The sequence below is a fragment of the Dinghuibacter sp. genome (genome assembly GCF_035492835.1).
Lineage (GTDB): Bacteria > Bacteroidota > Bacteroidia > Chitinophagales > Chitinophagaceae > Dinghuibacter.
This window is the reverse complement of sequence record NZ_DATJIY010000047.1, coordinates 1-20871: the sequence shown is the minus strand read 5'-3', so window position 1 is coordinate 20871 and position 20871 is coordinate 1. Positions and strand designations below refer to the sequence as shown.

Annotated in this window: 23 protein-coding genes; 9 read left to right on the top strand and 14 right to left on the bottom strand. The window is 57.4% G+C overall.

Annotated elements, in window-relative coordinates; all coding sequences use genetic code 11:
• Positions 1-93: 93 nt before the first annotated feature.
• Positions 94-480 carry a RidA family protein gene (locus VL547_RS04350; RefSeq protein ID WP_325575582.1) on the bottom strand — a complete coding sequence of 129 codons (387 nt, stop codon included), beginning with the start codon at positions 478-480 and terminating at the stop codon, positions 94-96.
• Positions 481-500: 20 nt separating this feature from the next.
• On the opposite strand from VL547_RS04350, the gene VL547_RS04345 reads away from it, so the two are divergent.
• The 4 genes from VL547_RS04345 to VL547_RS04330 all read left to right on the top strand — a co-directional run bounded on the left by VL547_RS04345 (position 501) and on the right by VL547_RS04330 (position 3840).
• Positions 501-1151, top strand: coding sequence for a 3-hydroxyacyl-CoA dehydrogenase family protein (locus tag VL547_RS04345; RefSeq protein ID WP_325575580.1), 651 nt, complete (start codon positions 501-503; stop codon positions 1149-1151).
• A complete protein-coding gene (gene tsaB / locus VL547_RS04340; RefSeq protein WP_325575578.1) occupies positions 1135-1839 on the top strand; it encodes a tRNA (adenosine(37)-N6)-threonylcarbamoyltransferase complex dimerization subunit type 1 TsaB in 705 nt (234 codons plus the stop codon). The genes VL547_RS04345 and tsaB overlap by 17 nt, the downstream gene beginning before the upstream one ends.
• A gap of 137 nt (positions 1840-1976) precedes the next feature.
• Positions 1977-2327, top strand: coding sequence for a metalloregulator ArsR/SmtB family transcription factor (locus VL547_RS04335; protein ID WP_325575576.1), 351 nt, complete (start codon positions 1977-1979; stop codon positions 2325-2327).
• A 121-nt stretch (positions 2328-2448) separates the two neighbouring features.
• Complete coding sequence (locus tag VL547_RS04330; RefSeq protein WP_325575573.1) at positions 2449-3840, top strand: MBL fold metallo-hydrolase; 1392 nt, start codon at positions 2449-2451, stop codon at positions 3838-3840.
• 133 nt (positions 3841-3973) lie between these two features.
• Here the strand turns inward: VL547_RS04330 and pstS are convergent, their stop codons facing one another.
• Genes pstS through nadB form a run of 3 tightly spaced genes read right to left on the bottom strand, consistent with a single transcriptional unit; the run spans position 3974 to position 7647 of the window.
• Positions 3974-5056: a phosphate ABC transporter substrate-binding protein PstS gene (gene pstS / locus VL547_RS04325; protein ID WP_325575571.1), complete on the bottom strand. Its 1083-nt coding sequence runs from the start codon at positions 5054-5056 to the stop codon at positions 3974-3976.
• Between the two features lie 60 nt (positions 5057-5116).
• The gene (locus tag VL547_RS04320; protein ID WP_325575584.1) at positions 5117-6052 is read right to left on the bottom strand and encodes a lysophospholipid acyltransferase family protein; all 936 of its coding nucleotides are present in this window, start codon (positions 6050-6052) and stop codon (positions 5117-5119) included.
• Entirely contained in the window at positions 6052-7647 is a 1596-nt protein-coding gene (gene nadB / locus VL547_RS04315; RefSeq protein ID WP_325575569.1) for an L-aspartate oxidase, read from the bottom strand. The genes VL547_RS04320 and nadB overlap by 1 nt, the downstream gene beginning before the upstream one ends.
• 53 nt (positions 7648-7700) lie before the next feature.
• On the opposite strand from nadB, the gene VL547_RS04310 reads away from it, so the two are divergent.
• Positions 7701-8174 (top strand): hypothetical protein, encoded by a 474-nt coding sequence (locus VL547_RS04310; RefSeq protein ID WP_325575567.1) that lies wholly within the window; start codon positions 7701-7703, stop codon positions 8172-8174.
• Here VL547_RS04310 and VL547_RS04305 read toward each other — a convergent pair.
• The 10 genes from VL547_RS04305 to kbl form a co-directional block, all read right to left on the bottom strand.
• The gene (locus VL547_RS04305) at positions 8128-9150 is read right to left on the bottom strand and encodes an acyltransferase (RefSeq protein ID WP_325575565.1); all 1023 of its coding nucleotides are present in this window, start codon (positions 9148-9150) and stop codon (positions 8128-8130) included. The genes VL547_RS04310 and VL547_RS04305 overlap by 47 nt on opposite strands.
• Before the next feature lie 49 nt (positions 9151-9199).
• Positions 9200-9547 (bottom strand): rhodanese-like domain-containing protein, encoded by a 348-nt coding sequence (locus VL547_RS04300; RefSeq protein ID WP_325575563.1) that lies wholly within the window; start codon positions 9545-9547, stop codon positions 9200-9202.
• A 40-nt stretch (positions 9548-9587) separates the two neighbouring features.
• Complete coding sequence (locus tag VL547_RS04295; protein ID WP_325575561.1) at positions 9588-10130, bottom strand: DJ-1/PfpI family protein; 543 nt, start codon at positions 10128-10130, stop codon at positions 9588-9590.
• Positions 10131-10178: 48 nt separating this feature from the next.
• Entirely contained in the window at positions 10179-11150 is a 972-nt protein-coding gene (locus VL547_RS04290) for a YafY family protein (protein ID WP_325575559.1), read from the bottom strand.
• A gap of 6 nt (positions 11151-11156) precedes the next feature.
• Positions 11157-11909 (bottom strand): hypothetical protein, encoded by a 753-nt coding sequence (locus tag VL547_RS04285; protein WP_325575557.1) that lies wholly within the window; start codon positions 11907-11909, stop codon positions 11157-11159.
• Positions 11910-11975: 66 nt separating this feature from the next.
• The gene (ispG, locus tag VL547_RS04280) at positions 11976-13952 is read right to left on the bottom strand and encodes a (E)-4-hydroxy-3-methylbut-2-enyl-diphosphate synthase (protein ID WP_325575555.1); all 1977 of its coding nucleotides are present in this window, start codon (positions 13950-13952) and stop codon (positions 11976-11978) included.
• Positions 13953-13968: 16 nt separating this feature from the next.
• On the bottom strand, positions 13969-14634 hold the full coding sequence (locus VL547_RS04275) for a tetratricopeptide repeat protein (protein WP_325575553.1): 666 nt from the start codon (positions 14632-14634) through the stop codon (positions 13969-13971).
• The gene (locus tag VL547_RS04270) at positions 14631-15632 is read right to left on the bottom strand and encodes a VWA domain-containing protein (protein ID WP_325575549.1); all 1002 of its coding nucleotides are present in this window, start codon (positions 15630-15632) and stop codon (positions 14631-14633) included. Before VL547_RS04270 ends, VL547_RS04275 begins: the two co-directional genes overlap by 4 nt.
• 2 nt (positions 15633-15634) lie before the next feature.
• On the bottom strand, positions 15635-16411 hold the full coding sequence (locus VL547_RS04265) for a penicillin-binding transpeptidase domain-containing protein (RefSeq protein WP_325575547.1): 777 nt from the start codon (positions 16409-16411) through the stop codon (positions 15635-15637).
• Positions 16408-17595: a glycine C-acetyltransferase gene (kbl, locus tag VL547_RS04260; protein ID WP_325575545.1), complete on the bottom strand. Its 1188-nt coding sequence runs from the start codon at positions 17593-17595 to the stop codon at positions 16408-16410. Before kbl ends, VL547_RS04265 begins: the two co-directional genes overlap by 4 nt.
• 237 nt (positions 17596-17832) lie before the next feature.
• On the opposite strand from kbl, the gene VL547_RS04255 reads away from it, so the two are divergent.
• The 4 genes from VL547_RS04255 to VL547_RS04240 form a co-directional block, all read left to right on the top strand.
• Positions 17833-18255: an RNA polymerase sigma factor gene (locus VL547_RS04255; RefSeq protein ID WP_414648330.1), complete on the top strand. Its 423-nt coding sequence runs from the start codon at positions 17833-17835 to the stop codon at positions 18253-18255.
• Entirely contained in the window at positions 18252-19265 is a 1014-nt protein-coding gene (locus VL547_RS04250; protein WP_325575541.1) for a hypothetical protein, read from the top strand. Before VL547_RS04255 ends, VL547_RS04250 begins: the two co-directional genes overlap by 4 nt.
• A 31-nt stretch (positions 19266-19296) precedes the next feature.
• On the top strand, positions 19297-20115 hold the full coding sequence (locus VL547_RS04245) for an outer membrane beta-barrel protein (RefSeq protein WP_325575539.1): 819 nt from the start codon (positions 19297-19299) through the stop codon (positions 20113-20115).
• A gap of 394 nt (positions 20116-20509) precedes the next feature.
• On the top strand, positions 20510-20871 hold a 362-nt coding region (locus VL547_RS04240; RefSeq protein WP_325575537.1), incomplete at its 3' end, for a L,D-transpeptidase family protein.

Sequence of the window (20871 nt, the reverse complement as noted above, 5' to 3'; positions counted from 1 at the left end):
CACCCCACCCCACTCCCCGAGGCCGCAGGCGAAAAGTCAACACGGGGCGGCCGGTGAAGCCGGGGACCGAGGGAAGACCGGAGCCCGCGAAGCCTAGGCGACGGCGATGGCGGTGACGGTGATCTCGACGTTGACGTTCTTCGGGAGGGTTTTTACCGCTACGGTCTCGCGGGCGGGGAAGTCAGAGGTGAAATATGAACCGTAAACTTCGTTAACGGATGCGAAGAGGCCCATGTCAGACAGGAATATCGACGTCTTGACGATGTCGGAGAAGTGGAAGCCGGCGGCGTCGAGGATCGCGCCGATGTTCTTCATCACCTGGTGGGTCTCGGTAACGATGTCGCCGGTGGCGAGGTCCCCGGTCGCGGGAATGATGGCCACCTGGCCGGACACGAACAACATGTTGCCGGCCACGACGGCCTGGCTGTAGGGCCCGATCGGGGCGGGCGCCTTATCTGTGTGAATTATCCGCTTGCTCATATCTTTGCAAAATACGTTGAATGAATTTAATGACCGGTATCATAATAGCAAGCGCCCGTACGAGGGATAAATTCCCCAACCTGTTCGCGGGGACCGCCATCCGGGCGGAGTGGCGGGAAACGCCCGAAGCGCCTGCGGCGCACGAAGCATCCGACTTCGTCCTCGATCTCGACTTCCACCCGGGACGCATCGCCGCGCTGTCGGCCCTGAAAACCCCACTCATCCTGATCAACGCTGTCTCCACGACGCTACAAGGCATGGACGACCTGGACGACCGCTTCGTCCGGATCAACGCCTGGAACACGTTCCTGCAACGTCCGCTGGCGGAGATCGTCGCAAGACCCGGCCAGGCCGATAAAGCTGCCGCCTGGTGCGCCGCCGCGGGCAAGACCCCGGAGTTCCTGGAAGACCTGCCGGGCATGCCCGGCGCCAGGATAGTATCGATGATCATCAATGAAGCCTACCTGGCCCTGGGCGATGGCGTCAGCACCCGGGAAGACATCGACACCGCCATGCGGCTCGGCACCAATTATCCGCTGGGGCCCTTCGAATGGGGCTCCAGGATCGGTCTTAGCGCCGTCACCGATCTGCTGGAGACGCTCGCCAAAGAAAATCCCATTTACGAAACAGCCCCCCTGCTGAAGCAAGAAGCCCATGTCCCTGTTGCTTAATATCGATACCGCCACGCCCTATGCCTCGGTAGGGATTTCCAATAACGGTGCGCTGCTGGACATGGTCGTAAGCGACTCCCAGAAGGAGCACGCCGCCTTCCTCCAACCCGCCATAGCCAAATTGGCCCAGAGCCTACAGCTATCGCTGCAAGAGGTCGATGCCATCGCGCTGACGATCGGGCCCGGTTCCTATACCGGTTTGCGCGTAGGTCTTTCGAGCGCCAAGGGTCTGGCCTACGCCCTCGGCAAGCCCCTGATCGCGGTCAATACGCTGGAAGTCATGGCCTACGCGGCTCGCAGCGCCTGGACCGGCGCTCAGGCCCCGGCGTCCAACACCGGAGGCCCGGTGGAACCGGCCCTTTTTTGCCCTATGATCGACGCCCGCCGCAACGAAGTGTTTACCGCGATCTACGATCAGGCAGGGACCATTGTCGCCGCTCCACAGGCCCTCGTCCTCGAACCCGCCTTTTTTGAAACGTATGAGATTAACAACTATCTCATTTTCAGCGGCGACGGAAGCAATAAGTGGAAAACCGCGTATTCCTCAAACAAAGCACGATTTTTGTTTATACAACATTCGGTTGCCGATCTTGCTCCCCTGGCAGAAACCAGATACCGGGCCTCGGACTTCGCAAGCCTACCTTATCTTGAACCTACGTACCTCAAGGAATTCCACAAAGGTTTATAATGGCAGGAGATAACCCTAGCCAGTTATCGGATAAATGTAATATTTTTGCATTGCGTCCTGGTTTAACAGAACAATTACACCTTCTTCATATATGAAGGCGTAACTTTGCATTAACGATTTTGATAAAGTGATGAACTATGGCAGAGACTCAAACTCCTTATGCAATGGTGTTGCATGGTAAACATGCAAAAGAAACCGCCGTCCGGGTCGACCTGCTGAGCGTGAAAAAAGCTGCGTTGGTATTGCGCGCTTTGAATCATAAGCTCAGGCAACAGGTTGTCCGCCTGATTGACGAGCACGAAAAAATGACGGTGACCGAGATTTATACCAAGCTCCGGTTAGAACAATCCGTCGCCTCCCAACACCTCGCCATTCTCCGCAGAGCCGGTATCGTGATGACGGAAAGGGAAGGCAAATTCATCTGGTATACGATCAATACCAAACGGGTAGAAGAGATTTCGAAATTTGTGGAAGAACTGGTAGGATAACCCGACCCCTCAAGTCAAACCTTCTTTTACTTTACACCAGCAGGGAGTTCCTATGAGGAGGCTCCCTGTGTAGTTTAGCCGAGCCTCCGGCGCTTTGGCGCCAACATATAATTCTGACATCATGCATATCCAGCAACTATACACCAACTGCCTCAGCGAGGCAGCCTACTATATTGAAAGCAATGGTGAGGCCGTCGTCATCGACCCCCTCCGCGACGTCGAAATGTATATCCGTCTTGCGGAAGAACGCGGCGCGACCATAAAATACATACTCGAAACTCACTTCCACGCCGACTTTGTCAGCGGACACCTTGACCTCTCCCACAAAACCGGCGCGCCGATCGTTTTCGGGCCCGAGACAGAAACCGCCTTCCCCATATACAAGGCGGTCGACGGCGAAGTTTTCCGCTTCGGCGACGTCAGCATCGCTGTGTTGCACACGCCCGGTCATACCGTTGAATCCACGTGCTATTTGCTTCGCTCCGCATCCGGGGAACCTTACGCGCTCTTTACCGGCGACACGCTCTTCGTCGGCGACGTGGGACGGCCCGACCTCAGCAGCGGCGACCTCGGCAAAGAAACGCTCGCGGGTATGCTATACGATTCCCTCACCGGGAAAATACTTCCGCTACCAGACGATCTCATCATCTATCCCGCCCACGGACCCGGCAGCGCGTGCGGCAAGAACCTCGGCCCACATACTTACAGCACGCTGGGTGAGGAAAAGAAAACCAATTACGCGCTACAGCCCCAGGACAGGGAGACTTTTATAAAGGCGGTCACCGACGGCCTGACGCCTCCCCCCCAATACTTCCCGGTCAACGCCCGCATCAATAAAGAAGGATATGAGAGCCTTGACAAGGTGATGCAACAAAGCCTCCGCCCCCTCGGCATCGAGGCCTTCAAAAATGCAGCTGTCATACTCGACACCCGCAAGGCAAGCATATTTACCAACGGATTTATTCCGGGCGCCATCAACATAGGATTGGAAGGCCGTTTTGCGGAATGGGCGGGAAACCTCCTCAACTTCACCGACCCCATCGTCCTCGTCACCGAGACCGGACAGGAAGAAGAAAGTGTGCTCCGCCTGGCCCGCGTCGGCTTTGAAAATGTCGCCGGTTATCTCGAAGGCGGTTTCGATACCTGGAAGGACGCCGGCCGGCCAATCGACTTGATCATAAACGTCGAGCCCGACGAGCTGGCCCTCGACATGCCCTTTGACGAAAACCTCGTCGTCGTGGACGTCCGCAAGGAAATCGAATTCGGCGGCGGTCATGTAAAGGGTGCGCAGAACATCCCCCTCGAATCCCTCTCCGACCCTGGCTCGATGGCCTATCTCGAGGACACGCAAAACATTTACGTCCACTGTGCCGGCGGCTATCGTAGCGTCATCGCCTGCTCTGTTTTGAAACGCCAGGGTATCCACAACCTCCGCAACGTAACCGGCGGCTGGACCGCCATCCAGGAGAACGGGAAAATCCCCGTTGAGAAGGAGTCCGCGGTGCTGAACTAACGGATGCTCATCGAATCGAACTATAAGAAATTCGGTCTTGTCCCGCTCGACGCCGCGGTCCTCAAAAACGCGCTGCGCTGACAAATAAAAAGGCGCCCCGAATGGGGCGCCTCCTATAAGAATAACGGAAAAATTATTTGATAGGCTTCCCTCCATAGGTAACGCTTTTCAAGATAGCGTCCCCCACCTTAACGGCTGCGGGAGAAAGTGGCGCATAGTTCAGCGCTGCGGAGAACTTTTGACCGTCGTGGATCATCCAGGTGATCAGCTTTACCAGGTTGGTAGCGCGGGCCTCGGAACGGCTGCTGTAGCTTTGGTCTTTGTAGATCGCCACCCAGGAGAAACCGGAGATGGGGTAACCATCCTTGGCGTCGGTATTCGTCAGGGAAATTTTGGAATCGGCCGGGATGGCTACGTTTGCGGCGGCGGTGATGGAAGCGGTAGAAGGCGTGATGAAGTTACCGGACTTGTTCTGCACCTGCGCGTAAGGCATGGCGTTCTGGATAGCGTACGCCAGCTCGATATAACCGATGGCGCCGGGGGTCTGTTTGATCAGACCGGCTACGCCCTCGTTACCCTTGCCACCGATACCGGTCGGCCAGTTGACGGCGGAACCCGCGCCGACCTTGGTGCTCCAATCGCTGGAAACCTTGCCCAGGTAAGTGGTGAAGATGTTGGTGGTGCCGCTGCCGTCGGAACGGTGAGCGATCATGATGGCGGTGTTGGGGAGGGCGACGCCCTTGTTGATGGTGGTGATCTTGGGATCGTTCCAGGTGGTAATGTTACCCAGGAAGATGTCGGCCAGGACGGCAGGCGTCAGCTTCAGACCGGTGGCGACACCGGGCAGGTTATAGCTGAGCACGACGGCGCCGGCGGTAACCGGGATATGGACGGCGGGAGCGGACAGGGCTCCTTCTTGTTTTTCGTTCATGGGTGCGTCGGTGGCCCCGAAGTCAACCGTCTTGGCGGTCAGCTGGGAGATACCGGCTCCCGAACCGACGGACTGGTAGTTGACTTTTACACTGGTGGCGCCAGTGTACGCTGCAAACATTTTGGTGAACAGGGGATAGTCGAAAGAGCTGCCGGCGCCGATCAGCTCGTTATCGGCCTGGAAAGCGGGAGCGGAAACGGGAGCAGGCATCATGGCCAGGCTGACGGCAGCCACCGCGACACCGGCTACGATAGTAGCTTTGAGATTGGGCAAATTGAACTTCATAGACGAAAAATTTGCCAAAAAAAGCGTTCTAAATCAACCTTTCCTAGAAATCGACTTTACCTAAATATTATCATTTTCGCCGCGGCCGGGTACACTGCCGGGCGCAGCACCCGACCCGTCTATGCGCAACCGCGCATACTCCTCCTTATATGGCCACTTCCACCGCCGGTGGCTCCACAACCAGATTTCGGGCTGCTGGCGGATCTCGCGCTCCATAAACCGCACAAAACGCCGAGTCAGCTCGCCTTCCGGCAGGTCGCGCGGTTCCTCCGCGCCCACCGACAGCGATGCAGTATAATAGCCACGCCGGGGCTTGCGCAGTGAAACGAAAACCGCCGGTATATTGTTCATACGAGCGCCCGTTTCCGGCCCCCGTACAAAAGGCGCCGGGCGGCCCATAAAAGAGCACCAATAGGCCTTGGAGGGATCGCCGGGGTTTTGCTCCGCGACCAGCGTGAGGACATATTGTTTGTTGCGGTACGGGATCATGGCATTGCGCATATCCGTGGCGGGCAGCAATATCGTACCGAAACGATTTCTTAGTTTACGGAAGAGCCGGTCCACCGCCGCGGAGCCAATAGGCATATACACCACCAGGAAAGAAAAAAGCGTCTTGGAGGAAAAATCGGCGTTGGCATACTCCCAGTTAAACACGTGCCCGAGGTGCAGCTGGCAACTTTTCCCGTCCGCGTATAGCCGTTCCATCAGGCTATAGTCGCATACGAAGCGTTTGGAGAGCTGCCGCCGGCTGATCGACAACAGCTTGACGGCCTCGAGGAAATTGTCGATCAGGTTACGATAAAACCGGCGGGCGATACGGCGTCGCTGCGTCGGGGACAACTCCGGGAAGGCATGCGCGAGGTTGTCCATCACCACCTTCTTGCGATACCCTATGACGCCGTACACCAGCAACCACAACAGGTCCGCCAGTCCATAGATAAACCAGAATGGAGTAAGCGATAACCCATACAGGAATGCATACAGCACGTAATACATCACCACACCATGTTTTGGACGATGTCACTGTGGGCTGGATAGTCGGTATTGTAGTGAAGACCGCGGCTTTCCTTCCGGAACTGGGCGCACTTGACGATAAGATAGCCGACGGTGATCATATTGCGCAACTCCAGCAGTTGCGGGGAAATGACCGAACCCTCGTAGAGCCGCTCCGTTTCTTCGTGCAGCAGGTCCAGGCGCTTCATCGCGCGCTCCAGACGCACATTCGTCCTGACGATCCCCACGTAGTCGCTCATCACCAGTTGCAGCTCCTTCAGGCTTTGGGTGATCAGGATCATCTCCCTGGCCTCCGATGTCCCGTGTGCGTTCCAGTCGGGGACATCCGACCGGAGCTCCACGCCGGACACCTGGCGTATCCCTTCCACGTAGCAACGATGCGCGAAGACCATGGCCTCCAGCAGGGAATTGCTGGCCAGCCGGTTCGCCCCGTGTAGCCCGGTAGAGGCGCATTCCCCGCAGGCGAAAAGGTTCTTGATCGACGTAAGTCCCCATTCATCTGTCTTGATGCCGCCGCAGCTGTAGTGCGCGGCAGGAGCCACGGGGATCATATCCTTGGAGACGTCGATGCCGATCGAACGGCACTTTTCATAAATATTGGGGAAGTGGTGGATGAACTTCTCCATGTCCATGTGCCTGCAGTCAAGGTAAACGTATTCCGTGCCGGTACGTTTCATTTCATTGTCGATCGCCCTGGCCACGATGTCGCGGGGCGCCAGGTCCTTCCGTTCGTCATAGCGTTTCATGAACGCCTCTCCCTGGCGATTACGGAGGATGGCGCCGTCGCCCCGGACCGCTTCGGAAACGAGGAACGCGCTGCCGACTCCCAGCTCGAAGAGGGCGGTCGGATGGAACTGGATGAACTCCATGTTCTCGATCCTGCCCTTGGCCCTGTAGGCCATCGCCACCCCATCTCCCGTGGCGATCCGCGGGTTGGTCGTCGTGCGGTATACGCCACCGTTTCCACCGGTGGCCAGCAGGGTTATCCGGGATATGATCTTTTCGATGCCACCCGTTTTAAGGTTGAGCACGTATACCCCATAGCATTCGATGTCTGGTGTGGACTTCGTCACCAGGTAACCCAGGTGGTGCTGGGTGATCAGGTCCACGACAAAGCAGTGGTTGAGCACCTGGATATTCTTCTTGCCGTGTACGGCCGCGAGCAATGTCCGCTCGAGCTCGCGACCGGTCACGTCCTTGTGGTGGAGGATGCGGAAAACCGAGTGACCGCCTTCCTTGCCGCGCGCGTATTCACCGTCCGGCAGCCGGTCGAACTCGGCGCCCCAATCGATGATCTCCTGCACCCGTTCGGGGCCTTCCTTTACCACGATCTCCACGACCGAGGGGTTGCAAAGACCATCCCCGGCGATGAGGGTATCCTCGATGTGCTTTTCGTAACTGTCGTTCTCCAGGTCGTTGACCACGGCGACGCCGCCCTGGGCATACTTGGTATTCGTCTCGTCTTCCGTCGTCTTGGTTATGACGGTGACCATTCTGTCCGGACAAGCGTCCGCGACCTTTAGCGCGTAAGTCAGACCGGCGATCCCCGAGCCGATCACTAAGAAATCGGTTTGCATAATTGGAAAGGCAAATATCGTACTTTTAGGCCTGCTGCCCAATCACAGACCCCTTGGACATCTTTTTTACACACAGCTACCAATACATTCTCGAAGAAGACGCCGGGAGCGTCGCCGCCCGTATAACCGAAAGCCTGACCCGGCCCGGGTCGCGGGGCGGCCTGCTGGCAGAGAACGGTTTCCGGCTGGGCCACCCCTGGGGTCTTTGGAGTATCGCCTATCTCAGCGGCAGCCTGGACGCGATGAAGCCACGGGTCGTTTCCAGCGACCCGCCACAGTACCAATCCCGTACGCTGGTGGATATCCGCATACGACCCAATCTCTTCCTGGTCGTCACTGCTTATGTGCTGGCCGTGTTGCTCATGCTCGATATGATGGGCATAGAACTGTTCATGAGGTCAAACTACCTCCTGAGGCTGTTGTTGCTTTGCGCGGCGGGAATCACGTCGGTTTGGGCGATCTTCTTTTCCGTGGGCCAGCTCAGGAAGCAATTCGAATCCCTGCTGGTTTCCCCATTGGCGTCCTGATCAACGACTTCACCCGTTTGAGCAGCGATTGCTCGAAAACGCGGCTATACAGGATGCCCGTGACGCAAACGCTCAGCGACACCAGCAGGCAAATAAAAGATATATAAGCCGTTCCGTTGTGCTTGGGGAGTATGCGTATCCAACACGAGATCTCCGGGTCGTGGATGAGATATATCGAGTAAGAGGCGTTGCCGATGACCATCAGGATATTTCGCGGCGCGATCCTGTTTAGCGGGGAATCCGCCGCCAGGAGCAAAAGGGACAGGAAGAACGCCCCACGCATGAGCTTGTCGTCGAGAATGGAAGGACACCAATACAGCCCGACCGCTACCAGGAGGAGTACGACGGCCAACACACCCCGTTTGACCGGCAGGCGTCCGGCATAGGCAAAAGCCCCGCAGATCCCCAGCATGAATTCCAGGTTGTAGGTCGAGAAGAAAAAAGGGTTCTTCCCCCAGCCCGTTACGATCAGCAGCGCCCATATCCCCATGATCCAGCCGAACCAACGCCTGGTCATGAAGAACAGTACGAACACCGCGTAAAAGAACATTTCAAAGACCAGCGTCCAGGCCACGGATAGGGCCGGGTTGCCCGGTCCCGGCAGGAGCGTGAGGGATTTCAACACGCTGACATCCCGGTTAGCGTCCGAAAGACCGGGGTACATATGATAGGCGGCCAACATGCCGATCCCTATGGGCAAGTAGGGGAGGTAAATACGCAGCACGCGACCCAGCGCGTACTCCCGTATAGCCGAGGGTTCGCCCCGTTTGTCCATATGGGCGTGACAAATGATAAAGCCCGACAGGACGAAAAAGAAATCCACCCCGGTCTTACCGGCCGCGGCAACGCCATCCAGAAAAGTGCTATCCACGGAAAAGAAAAAGCTGACCTGGTGCCACATATGGTGAAACACCACCATCAGCGCCGCAAAGCCCCTGAGTATTTGCAGGGCGGGCAGAAAAGCACGCGTTTTCATGACAGGATATCGAATTGTAAGCAATTTAATAATAATTGTTTACAATTCACTACCCCTTTTCGATGGGGCATCCCGTCTTGATCCACCCGGTGATCCCGGCTGTCATGACATATACATGGGGGTACCCCATTTTCCGGGCCCTGCGGGCAGCGTGCGTGCCGGCGCCGCACAGCGGGCCTGAAGAGTAAAACAAGAGGTGGGCTTCCGGATCGGTCGGAAGGTCGTATTCGGTAAAGGCGGTAGGATCGAGCCGCACGGCGCCTGGTACCCGGTTGTGCAGGAAGACCGCCCGGGGGTTACTGTCGAACACAAAAAAGTCGGGATGGCTGAGCCGGATCAGCACATCCAATGGCGTGAGTACGGGCAACCCATAAAAATAGGCGACCGATAGCGGCATATAGGCGTTTTCTGTACCCGGTAAGATACGAAAATCCTTGCTAAAACAAGACAGCCCTGGTCCTCCGGACGACCTCCTCCCCTTGCCGGAAGTACCGCAACCACCGCTGGAAATCAGGGTTTTCGCCCAGCCCAAGGTAGTCGAAGACCTCCGCCGCAAACTGAAATCCATAAACGCCTCCGGCCGTGATGATATGGCCATCCCGGTTTGCCGGTTCCCCCAAAGACCGCCCGGCATCCAGGTAACCTTCTTCCGCCAGGAATGACGTGGCGCCGCTTATGGCCGCGATGCCCCTGTCCAGGAGGTAGACGGTGCGTACCAGCGACGCGATGTCGCGGTTGGCGCCTTTCTCCCAAAGTGGGCTGCCGGGCAGCACCAGGAGGTCCACGTCGGTGGGATCGACCTCCTCCAGGGACATATCCGGCAATACCGCCAGGTTTCCCATCGACGCCACCGGGTCCTTGGTTTGTGAGAAAGTGATCACTTCCACGCCGCCAAAGCTGTGAAGCCCCGCCATGATAAGGGCGATCTCCCAATCGGCGTATTCTTCGCTCAGGAAAACATAACAGGTCTTTTTGCGCATGATCGGTTATTTAATACAAAACAACAACCGGATAGTGCCAACCTTATGTCAGGATGTTGCCGCCGTCGATAATTTTTTTTTGAGCCGGTTGAACAGTTTCAGGATCAGCTGTTTCATGGAATCGGGGGTCTCCACCTCCACGAGGTCGGCAAAAGAGAAAAGCCAGTGCGCCATATATTCGGGGTGACCCGTCAGGAAGGTCATCCGGACCATGTCTCCCGTGAATTCCTGACGCACAAAACCGTAGTAATATTTTTGCTCTCCGAGGTGCCTTACCACCGATTTGTCGAAGAGGACGTTGACTTCCTGTACCTCGTTGTTCGATCGCACCATCCGGCCAAGGTATTCCTGCAAAGACGGGTGCTGGTCCCGGTAGAACGTATCTTCGGAAAGCCGCAGGTCCCTGATCCTCGTCAGCTTGAAATCGCGGTAGTCCTTGCGCATCCTGCACCAGGCGAAGCAATGCCAGGCCTGGCCATAGTAACAGAGTCCAAAAGGCTCCACGTCCCGGTACGTATCCTGTTCGTGCTCCCGGTAGGGCGTGTGGTAGGATAGGTGTACCACCCTTCCCGCCACGATGGCCTTTTGCAGGTCCGACAGATATTTGTTGAAACCTTCGTCCTGAGGGAGCCTGGAGGCAGTAACCACCACATTGTCCGAAAGCTGTTCGATGTGCTCCCTGTCCGGCGCGCGAAGCACCGATTTTATCTTGAACAATGCATTCTCTATCTGCTTGCGCGTCAATTCATCGGTAAAGCGCTCAGTCAGCTTTACCCCCATCAGCAGGGCCGCTGCCTCCTCCTGGGTGAACATCACCGGCGGCAGGCGGTAACCTTCCATGATGCTGTACCCGATCCCGGCTTCCCCGATCACGGGTACCCCGGATTCCTCCAGCGCCTTGACGTCCCGGTACACGCTCCTCAGGCTGATCCCAAAGCGATCGGCAATCTCCTGCCCGGTCACCCTGCGCTTGCTCTGCAGGTGTACCAGTATTGCATGTAGTCGGTCGATGCGGTTCAAAGTAGTCTAGTAGTCAATAGTGAAAGCTAACAATTTCGGGTCCTTAAATATATCGATAAACTTCCGCCCGAAGGTAACAGTTTTACGATCCGCCGACAAGGTATAAGGTTCGCCTTCCACCTTCGTAGCGGGAGTGGGCAGATGAAAAACAATGTCGTACCGCGCGGTCGAATCGATCCCGGGCATCATTGCCATACCACCGCCCGCCATTGCAGCGGGCATGCCGCCCCTGAGGCTGTCGTACAATGCCTGGTTGAATTCCCGACTGATCTCATGTTGAGACCAATGGGTTTTTATCAATCCTCCTTTACCCAAAAAGTCCATCGGTGAGCGCTTTTGCGCCGTATCATGATGCATCATCCCCATCATGAACTGGAGTCCTGCCCATTGCTGTTTCATCATATCCCGCATCTTTTCGAACTCCGACATATCGCCAATCGAAGCACGGGTGTCGAAGGTCAGGATAGCGGGCGACTGCGTCACCTTCATTTCCGTTTCCACCGTGTCCGGGGCCGCCAGCAGCCTCGTTGTAAAGTCCACGTCCCTTTGCAACAGGCCAGGCCCCCGCGACTGTCCCGGTCCCTGCGACTGGCCCGGCCCCTGCGGCATTTTTTGTTTCATCGCCGCAAACGCGCGACTCGCGTCCACGTGCGTGACAATAACCGCGCCACCCGTGGCGCCCACCGTCACGTCTTCACGCACATTCATACAACCCGCCAGCGCCAGGCCGATCAGGGCGATACAATAATATGACCGCATATAAAAAGGTTTTAATTTCGCCGCGCTTTGCCAGCCGCGCCGTCTCTTCTGCGCCCCGCGCGCTGTCTACGCCGGATCCACCCAGGCCCCGTTGTCACGGATCAGCCCGATCAGCTCTTCCACGGCCACCGCGCTATCCACGTTGCGCTTGACGATATCCTTGCCTTTGTAGAGCGTGATCTTTCCGACCCCGCTCCCGACATACCCGAAGTCGGCGTCAGCCATTTCACCGGGTCCGTTGACGATACAACCCATGATGGCGATCTTCACACCCTTGAGGTGGTGGGTCACCGCCCTGATCCTCGCCGTGGTCTCTTGTAACTCGAACAAGGTGCGCCCGCAACTGGGGCAGGATATATATTCCGTCTTGCTGATACGCGTCCGCGTCGCCTGGAGGATGGAAAACGCCGTATTGTTGAGCAGCGCCTCCACGCCCTGGGCCGACTGGTAGTTCCTACCCGATACCTGGGCAACATTCGTGCCGCCGGACGTGCGGAGGAACAGTCCGTCCCCGAATCCATCCAGCAGCAACGCCCCGGTCTCCGTGCCAAAATGGATAAGGTGCTCGTCCGCCGTCGCGCCCCCGCTGGTCGACATCAAAACCACCGGTTGCCCTGAATCCCGCTCTTCAAGGGTCACCAGGGTCCGGCGTATCGCCGCCATGGTATGGGGGTTGTCGCTCGTCAGCACCAGTACGACCCCCGGGTCGCGTAGCACCGCCTCCGGAATTTCCGCCGGGGCCTGCGCGTCGCTGCAGTGCAGTCGCACAAATCCGCCCGCGCCCGCGGGATAGGCCGCCGCCTCCCAAAAAGGGATCGCCTCCGCTGCGCCGACATGCGCCGCGCCGGCGTGCCCCGCGACCGCCGCATCCGCCACGACCTTCAACGTCCCCGGTAATGCAAACCCGGGCAAACGGCTACCGGTATAAATATAATCAGCGGCAATATCCGCGATATTCCACTTATCGGTCGCCTCGTCGTAGGCATACCCAACACGTTGCAAATCCGCGGGCGCCAGCGCCGTAATATGACTGAGGTCCGCGACAACCACCGGCACGTGCGTCCCCCCGATGTTGTGTACCGCGTCCGTCCGGCGTCGTTGATAATTGAAGGGGTCGTAGGGCAAAGGACCGACCGGCTCGATCGCCGGGTCCGGCACGCGGTTCACATATCGCTTCACGATGTCCCGGCAAACGGGTATTTCCAGCTCGGGGTCCTCGGTAAGGCTCACCCGGATCGTGTCGCCCAGTCCGTCTTCGAGCAACGTCCCGATACCGATGGCCGACTTGATGCGACCGTCCTCCCCGTCTCCGGCCTCCGTTACCCCCAGGTGCAGCGGGTAGCATACGCCGAACTCTTCATCCATCTGGCGCACCAGCAGGCGGTAAGCCTGGACCATCACCTGGGGATTGCTCGCCTTCATGCTCAGCACGATCTGGTGGTATTGCTCGTCCCGGGCGATCCGCAGGAATTCCATCGCGCTTTCCACCATGCCCATCGGCGTATCCCCGTACCGGCTCATGATCCGGTCGCTCAGGGAACCATGGTTGGTGCCGATCCGCATGGCCGTGCCGTATTCCTTACATACCTGGATGAGCGGCACGAAGCGCTCCCGGATGCGGTCCAGCTCTTCCTGGTAGTCCCCGTCGGTATATTCGATAAAGGCGAACTTCTTTTTGTCTACGTAGTTTCCCGGGTTGATCCGTACCTTTTCGACGATACGGGCGGCGATCTCAGCCGCGTTAGGGGTGAAGTGTATGTCCGCAACCAGGGGAGTGTGGTAGCCCCGTTTTCTCAATTCGGACTTGATGTTCGCCAGGTTCTCCGCCTCCTTTTTACTCGGTGCGGTTATACGGACCAGCTCCGCTCCCGCCTCTATACAACGGATGGTTTGCTCCACGGTTCCCAGGGTATCCATGGTATCCGTGGTCGTCATGGTTTGGACGCGGATGGGGTTGAAGTTGCCCAGAACCACGTCCCCGACCTTTACTTCGAGGGTTTTCAGGCGTTTATAATCCGTCAGGGAAGGCGCATACAGCTGCATGACGCAAAGGTAACGATTACCAGTCTTTTTCCGGTTGCTGGGGAGCACCGTGGTTCTTCTCCATCCTTTCCTGAAGGTCCTTTTCCTTCTGCTCCATGGCCTTCAACAGCTGCTCCGCCTGTTGCTTGGTCAGCTTGCTTTGCGCCTGCTGTTGCTGTTGTTGTTGCTGTTTTTGTTGCTGCTGCTGCTGATTTTTCTGCTGCTGCTGTTTTGGCTTTTGTTGTTGCTTCTGTTGCTGTTGTTGCTGCTGTTGTTGTTGCTGTTTCTGCTGTTCGAGGGCCTTTTGCAGGTTGAACCGCGCGTCCTGGTCCTGCGGGTTGAGCAACAGCGCGTGCTTGTAGGCGTCGATACACTCCGGGAATTTCTGCTGTTGCTGCAGCGCCACCCCTTCGTTGTAGTACGCTTTCTGCTGGAAGGACCGGTCCTTTGTATTCTTGGCCAGTTTGTCGTAGGCCGTCGTCGCGTCGTCCAGCTTCTTGCCCTTATACAGGGCGTTCCCCAGGTTGTATTGCCCGATCTCGCTGGCGGGCTGTTTGTCGAGCGCGCCCTGGTATGCCTGGGCGGCCTTGTCGAAGTCCTGCTTCTTATAGGCTTCGTTGCCCTTACGGATAAGGTTGTTGGTCTGCTGGGCCTTTGCGGCCAGGCAGGACACGACCAAAACGGATAACAAGAGGTACCTCATGACGCCGTCTTTTTTTGTCGCTTCTCCGGGACGCACCATTCCACCACCAACACCGCCAGCGCGGCCCAAAGGAAGTAAAAGAAATAGCTTTCGTATTGCGCGTAGTTGTCGTCTTCGTAGGACTGGGTCCCCATCTCCGACAAAGACTTCTCGAGGTTGCTCACCACCGCGTCCGTATTGTCGTAGAGCTGGTAGGTGCCGTCCGTCTTTTGCGCGATGTCCTGGAGGAGTGACTGGTTCAGCTTGGAGATGATTATATTGCCTTCTGCGTCCTTTTTGTTTTCTCCCGTGCTTGGATCGGGGATAAAAGCGCCGGTCGGAGAACCCAACCCGATCGTATGGACGACGACACCCTCCCCGTGCAACTGTGCTGCCGCCTTGGGCGCCTCCTCGTCGTGGTCTTCCCCATCCGTGATCAGTACCACGGATTTGTACTTTTTCTCCTTGTTGTTGAACATCTGCTGGGCCAGCTGCAAAGCCTCCCCTATCGACGTGCCCTGCGTTGGCACCGACGCCGGGCTGGCGGCGTCCAGGTACATTTTGGCGGCGGCGTGGTCGGAGCTCAACGGCATGTTCATATAGGCATGACCCGCGAAAATGATAAGACCCACGCGATCGTCCGGGATGTCGTCGAGCAAACGGCTCACCACTTGCTTGGCCCTCGCCAGACGGGTGGGCTGCAGGTCCCCCGCCAGCATACTGTTGCTTACATCCAGGAGTATCATTACGTCCAGGCCCTTCCGGTTAATCTTTCCGCCGACCTTCCGTTGCAGGTTGGCCAGCCCCAGCACCATCAGCGCCAGCGCGACGAGCGCCAGGCTGAACTTGATCGCAAAATTCCTCGGATGGTAGTTCCGTGTCATTTGCTTCACCAGGTCGGGGTCCCCGATCCGCGCGCTCACCCGCTTCTTCCAGGCCAGCACCAGGTAGAACAGATAGGCCAGGACCGGCAAAAAGGCCAGTCCATACAGATAATATGTACGTTGAAAATGCAGCACGTCTATTTAACGCCTTTAAAGAATCCTTGTTGTGTCAAAATTTTTCGCAGCAATGCTTCCGCCCCGCTGGCCCCGTCTATATTCAATACAAAAAAATACGGGTGGTTCCTTTCCTCTATCCATCCCATCGCCCAACCCACCGGTCTACCGGCCGAATCCCGTGCGTAGGCCTCGTCCCACGCCAGCGTGTAGTTCGGCGTTTTTTCCCTCTCGAGGACCGTCTGCATCACCTGTTGGGTCCGCGTCTGGAAATGCAACTGTTTGAAAAACAAGCTTTTCACAAACCCAAGCTGCTCGTCCGGCGATATGGACAGCCCCGGTTTCAGCCAAAGCGAATCAACCGTCGCTTCGGTATCCATGTTCCCGTAAGATACCGCCTTTATCCGGTTCACGACCGTGTCCCGTCCCAACTGCCGCACCACTTCCTGGAAATAGGCGGTACTATCGCCCCTGAGCGCCACCGTTAGGCTTGGGCCGCCGGCGCCGGTCTTGGCTTCATCAAAGACCTTGCCCCTCTCCAGTCCGAGCAGCCCCGTCAAAATGTTAAATGTTCCGCCCGGCGGGAACCGCTCCAGGTATCTATCGCGGTTGTAGATCGTAAACTCGTTCCTGCCATTATCATACAGGGCAAAACAGCCCTTTACGCCGGCGGAGTCGAAATAGGGCTTCAGGTAGTCGGCGCTGTCAACGTTGTTGAAGGAGCACCCGCCCAGCAGGACCACCGCTGCCAGCCATGCGTACCGGGCGAGCCGGGCTGGCCTCACCGAAGTCCGCCTCATTTGATCACCCCCAGGTCCTTTCCGATCTTGGTAAACGCCGCGATCGCGCGGTCGAGATGTTCCCTCGCATGGGCCGCGCTGAGCTGTACCCGTATCCGGGCCTGCCCTTTAGCCACCACAGGATAAAAGAAGCCGATCACGTAGATGCCTTCATCCAGCAGGCTGGCCGCCATCTTTTGCGCCATTACCGCGTCGTAGAGCATGATCGGCACGATCGGGTGGTCCCCTGGCTTTATGTCAAAACCCGCCGCCGTCATCCTGGAGCGGAAATATTGTGTATTCTCTTCCAGCTTATCCCTGAGCGCCGTCGTCTCCGTGAGCATATCCAGGACTGCAATCGACGCGCCCACAATGCTGGGCGCCATCGTATTGGAAAACAGGTAGGGCCGGCTACGCTGGCGGAGCATCTCGATAACTTCCTTGCGTCCGCTCGTAAACCCGCCCGAGGCGCCGCCCAGGGCCTTCCCCAGCGTGCCTGTGATGATGTCGATCTTGCCCATGACACCCCGGTACTCGTGCGTGCCCCGGCCCGTCTTCCCGAGGAAGCCCGAGCTGTGCGACTCGTCGCTCATGACCGCCGCGTCGTATTTTTCGGCGAGCTCGACGATCTTGTCCAGCTGCGCGATCGTGCCGTCCATGCTGAACGAGCCATCGGTCACGACCACCCGGCTCCGCGCCCCGGAGGCTTCCTTCAGCTTTGCCTCCAGGTCCTCCATGTTGTTGTGCTTATAGCGGAAGCGCTGCGCCTTGCACAAGCGGACCCCGTCGATGATCGAGGCGTGGTTCAGCTCGTCCGAAATGATTGCGTCCTGTTCCGAAAACAGCGGTTCGAACACCCCGCCATTGGCGTCGAACGCCGCTACATATAGGATCGTGTCCTCCATCCCGAGGAACTGGGAGATTTTGCGCTCCAATTCCTTGTGGATGTCCTGTGTACCGCAGATAAAACGCACGCTGCTCATCCCGTACCCTCTGTTATCCAGGGCCTTATGAGCCGCGTCCATCACCTTTGGGTGGGACGACAGACCCAGGTAGTTGTTGGCGCAGAGGTTGATCACCTTTTTGCCGTTCACCAGGATTTCCGCTCCCTGTTCGCTGGCGATAATCCGTTCCGTCTTATACAGCCCCTCCGACCGGATGGCTTCCACCTCCTGAGCGAGGCGCTTGACCAGGTTTTCGTTCATAATCAATACTTGAGTGTGGGGCGGACCTATGGCCCGCCAGGTGAGCGCAAAATTAAAGGGGCGCGCCCGCCCCCCAAAATTTTTCCCCGGGACCTGTAACTTTTCCCTCCTGCCGGGCGTAATACATCCAAACGCCGACCGAACGGTGTAAATTTAGCAGGTGCTGAACTGTTTATGACCCCACAGGAATACAATCAATGTGTGAGCCAGTACGCAGATAATGTGTACCGATTCATATTGAAGAACTTAGGGAGGGAAGACGATGCCAGGGACGTTGTACAGTCGTCCTTCGAGAAGCTATGGATCAACCGTGAACAGGTGGACGCCGCCAGGAGCAAGTCCTATCTGTTCACGATTGCGTACCACCAGATGATCGACCACATCCGCAAAAGCAAGCGGATCCAGCTCCGGGACGACTTCCGTGAAGATGCCCAGGTCCAGCACATTCCCGCCAACAACACCCGCAAGCTTTTGGAAGAAGCCCTGAGCCGGTTGGGAGAAACCCAGCGGAGCCTGATCATGCTCAAGGACTACGAAGGGTATAGCTATGAAGAAATCGGCCGCATAACCGGGCTGAACGAGAGTCAGGTGAAGGTATACCTTCACCGGGCCCGTTTGCAGCTCCGGGATTACATCGTCAAAATGGAAAATGTTTTATGAACCTGACACGCCATAATTACGAAGAGTATTTTTTACTCTATGTGGACGGAGAGCTGGCCGGTGACGATCGGCTGGCTGTGGAGGCATTCCTGCAGGAACATCCCGATCTCGGGGAACAGATGGACGACCTCCGCCAAACCGTCCTTTCCCCTGCCGACGACGTCTTTACCATAGACAAGACATTATTGTACCGCCCCCAGGAGGAAGAGGCCGGCGCCCGGATCATTTCCATTAACCGCCGCCGCCTGTCCGCCGCCGCCGCCGCCGTGGCGATAGCCCTGCTGGCCACCAGCGCGCTTTGGATCGTCCGCAGACAAAACCATTCCGGCCCGGCCGCCGCCGGTGCGCAAAACGCAACCGCGATCGCGACGCCCCCCGGTGACGGCGCCGCCTCCGGTGCAACCACCCATCACACGACCGCCGCCGGGAACCCGTCAACCGACACGGCTCAAGCCGCGCCCGCGATCGCCGCCGGAAGCCGGCCTACCGCGCCGACTGTTCCCGGGGCCCGCACCATCGGGCCCATCCCCGGAGACCGCACCACTGCGGCCGCCCCCGGAGCCCGCGCCACCGCGCCCGCTCCATCCAACGTAACCCATCCGGAAAAGGCACCCTGGCAGAACGCGCCGCACGACGCCCTCGTCACCAATAACCCTTCAGGAACAAACCCCGTTCCCCAGACCCCCGTGGGTATCCCGCAAGACATGCATACCGATGGAACCATTGCCATCTCCGGAAGCACACCGAGGCATACACCCCTGGCGATCAACGACGACTCCACCCAGGCTCTGGCAATAAATAATCGCCCGACTGTAACAAGAACCTCCTCCCCGACGTATCACACATTAGAGGACGGGAACCAGGAAGCCAGCAACGACAGGATACTCTTCGTGCCGGCCGACCAGGTTGTGAACGGTGAGGTAAAGGGCTTCTTTCGCAGGGCAGGCCGCCTGATAAAGCGCTCCGCATCACTTAACAACGACGTAGTTCGCCCGGAGTCGGACAGGTAACCATATGCTTTATTTTTTCAAAAACTCTTGTATGCGACAACTAGGAATATTATGCGCCCTGTTGGGCATGACCTTTCATGGCCGGGCACAAACGGACACGACGAAAGCCGATACGGTGATAGTGGGCGGCATCACCATCATCAACAAGCCAAACGACAGCGGCAGCGGCGTCACCTGGGACAGCACCGGGAAATCCGGCCGTCATCACTATTATCATTCCGACAGCAAGATAACGACCCAGTGGTTCCTCATAGACCTTGGATTCGACAACTACACGGACAATACCAACTATACCTCGGCCGCCACCCAGGCCCTTTCCCCCGGCGCCACGGCGGACCGCTTCGACCTCAGGAACGGCAAGTCCATCAACTTCAACCTCTGGTTCTTCATGCAAAAGATCAGCCTGATCAAACACGTCGTCAACCTCAAGTACGGCCTGGGCATAGAGACGCACAACTACCGGTATACCAGCAACATCATCTACCACCAGAATCCGCTCCAGATCATACCGGATACCATCAGCTATAGTAAGGACAAGCTGGCCACCGACTTCCTCACCATCCCGGTCATGCTCAACTTCAATTTCAACCCCCATCACCACGAGCCCATAGGCTTCAGCATAGGCATGAGCGCCGGATACCTCTATTCCAGCCGCCAAAAAGTAATCAGCGGGGAAAACGGCAAGGAAAAGACCCACTCCAGCTTCAACCTCGAGCCCTGGCGCTTCTCCTACATCGCCGAGCTCAACCTCGGACCCATTGGCGTCTACGGAGAAATGGCCACCAAGTCCATGTACAAGTACGGCCTCGACATGACGCCCTACTCCGTGGGTCTCCGTCTGAATTACTGAGTTCTCGTTCGACCATTCCATATATAGGGCTTTATCGCCCGCGGGAGGCCTCGTGAATCATTGGGCTGCCGGTTCTTTACAGAAAACGGCAGCCCAATGACCCACGAGGCCTCCCGCTGTCATCCCACCCCGCCACACCGGCCACCCAGGCCACACCGGCCACCCCGGTTAAAAATCTCACCAAGGCGCCCCACGTACCGCGAGGGCTGGACGGGCTGTTGGTCTGACGGGGTTTTTCTTTGCAAAATAACCCCCCGTCAGACCAACAGCCCGCCCAGCCCGGGCACAAAAGCACGCAAGAAAGCAAGCAAGCTTTAAACGAAAAAGCAAATTTATTGTCCAAAAACAAGCAAAATATTCAACGCAGACAAACGTTTAAAAGAAAATCCGGTGCATGACAACGATCCTTACCAGGTGCCTCGCCCTGCTGATATTATGCAGCGGCGTCGCGCTGCAACCCTCTGAATCAGAAGCCCAGACACTCGTATCGGCCGGTGCGGGTAAGGTAGCGAGCACCACCGGATATTTGATCATCGTCGACAAAGCCGCCAATGCGTTGTTCGTATACAATCAACACGGCAGGATACTAACCTACAGGGCGGTATTCGGGGAAGGCGAGCCGGGTGACAAGTTGACGGAGGGTGACAACCGGACGCCGGTGGGTCTGTTCCACGTGGTGGCCAAAAAAATTCACCCGCAATGGGGCCCGTTTTTACTCCTGGATTATCCCAATGAAGACAGCTGGCGCAAATTCAA

What these genes read in the sequence shown, in the direction of transcription:
- VL547_RS04350 (WP_325575582.1), bottom strand. Translation starts at nt 480, where the DNA reads ATGAGCAAGCGGATAATTCACACAGATAAGGCGCCCGCCCCGATCGGG.
- VL547_RS04345 (WP_325575580.1), top strand. Translation starts at nt 501, where the DNA reads ATGAATTTAATGACCGGTATCATAATAGCAAGCGCCCGTACGAGGGAT.
- tsaB (WP_325575578.1), top strand. Translation starts at nt 1,135, where the DNA reads ATGTCCCTGTTGCTTAATATCGATACCGCCACGCCCTATGCCTCGGTA.
- VL547_RS04335 (WP_325575576.1), top strand. Translation starts at nt 1,977, where the DNA reads ATGGCAGAGACTCAAACTCCTTATGCAATGGTGTTGCATGGTAAACAT.
- VL547_RS04330 (WP_325575573.1), top strand. Translation starts at nt 2,449, where the DNA reads ATGCATATCCAGCAACTATACACCAACTGCCTCAGCGAGGCAGCCTAC.
- pstS (WP_325575571.1), bottom strand. Translation starts at nt 5,056, where the DNA reads ATGAAGTTCAATTTGCCCAATCTCAAAGCTACTATCGTAGCCGGTGTC.
- VL547_RS04320 (WP_325575584.1), bottom strand. Translation starts at nt 6,052, where the DNA reads ATGTATTACGTGCTGTATGCATTCCTGTATGGGTTATCGCTTACTCCA.
- nadB (WP_325575569.1), bottom strand. Translation starts at nt 7,647, where the DNA reads ATGCAAACCGATTTCTTAGTGATCGGCTCGGGGATCGCCGGTCTGACT.
- VL547_RS04305 (WP_325575565.1), bottom strand. Translation starts at nt 9,150, where the DNA reads ATGAAAACGCGTGCTTTTCTGCCCGCCCTGCAAATACTCAGGGGCTTT.
- VL547_RS04300 (WP_325575563.1), bottom strand. Translation starts at nt 9,547, where the DNA reads ATGCCGCTATCGGTCGCCTATTTTTATGGGTTGCCCGTACTCACGCCA.
- VL547_RS04295 (WP_325575561.1), bottom strand. Translation starts at nt 10,130, where the DNA reads ATGCGCAAAAAGACCTGTTATGTTTTCCTGAGCGAAGAATACGCCGAT.
- VL547_RS04285 (WP_325575557.1), bottom strand. Translation starts at nt 11,909, where the DNA reads ATGCGGTCATATTATTGTATCGCCCTGATCGGCCTGGCGCTGGCGGGT.
- ispG (WP_325575555.1), bottom strand. Translation starts at nt 13,952, where the DNA reads ATGCAGCTGTATGCGCCTTCCCTGACGGATTATAAACGCCTGAAAACC.
- VL547_RS04275 (WP_325575553.1), bottom strand. Translation starts at nt 14,634, where the DNA reads ATGAGGTACCTCTTGTTATCCGTTTTGGTCGTGTCCTGCCTGGCCGCA.
- VL547_RS04265 (WP_325575547.1), bottom strand. Translation starts at nt 16,411, where the DNA reads ATGAGGCGGACTTCGGTGAGGCCAGCCCGGCTCGCCCGGTACGCATGG.
- kbl (WP_325575545.1), bottom strand. Translation starts at nt 17,595, where the DNA reads ATGAACGAAAACCTGGTCAAGCGCCTCGCTCAGGAGGTGGAAGCCATC.
- VL547_RS04250 (WP_325575541.1), top strand. Translation starts at nt 18,252, where the DNA reads ATGAACCTGACACGCCATAATTACGAAGAGTATTTTTTACTCTATGTG.
- VL547_RS04245 (WP_325575539.1), top strand. Translation starts at nt 19,297, where the DNA reads ATGCGACAACTAGGAATATTATGCGCCCTGTTGGGCATGACCTTTCAT.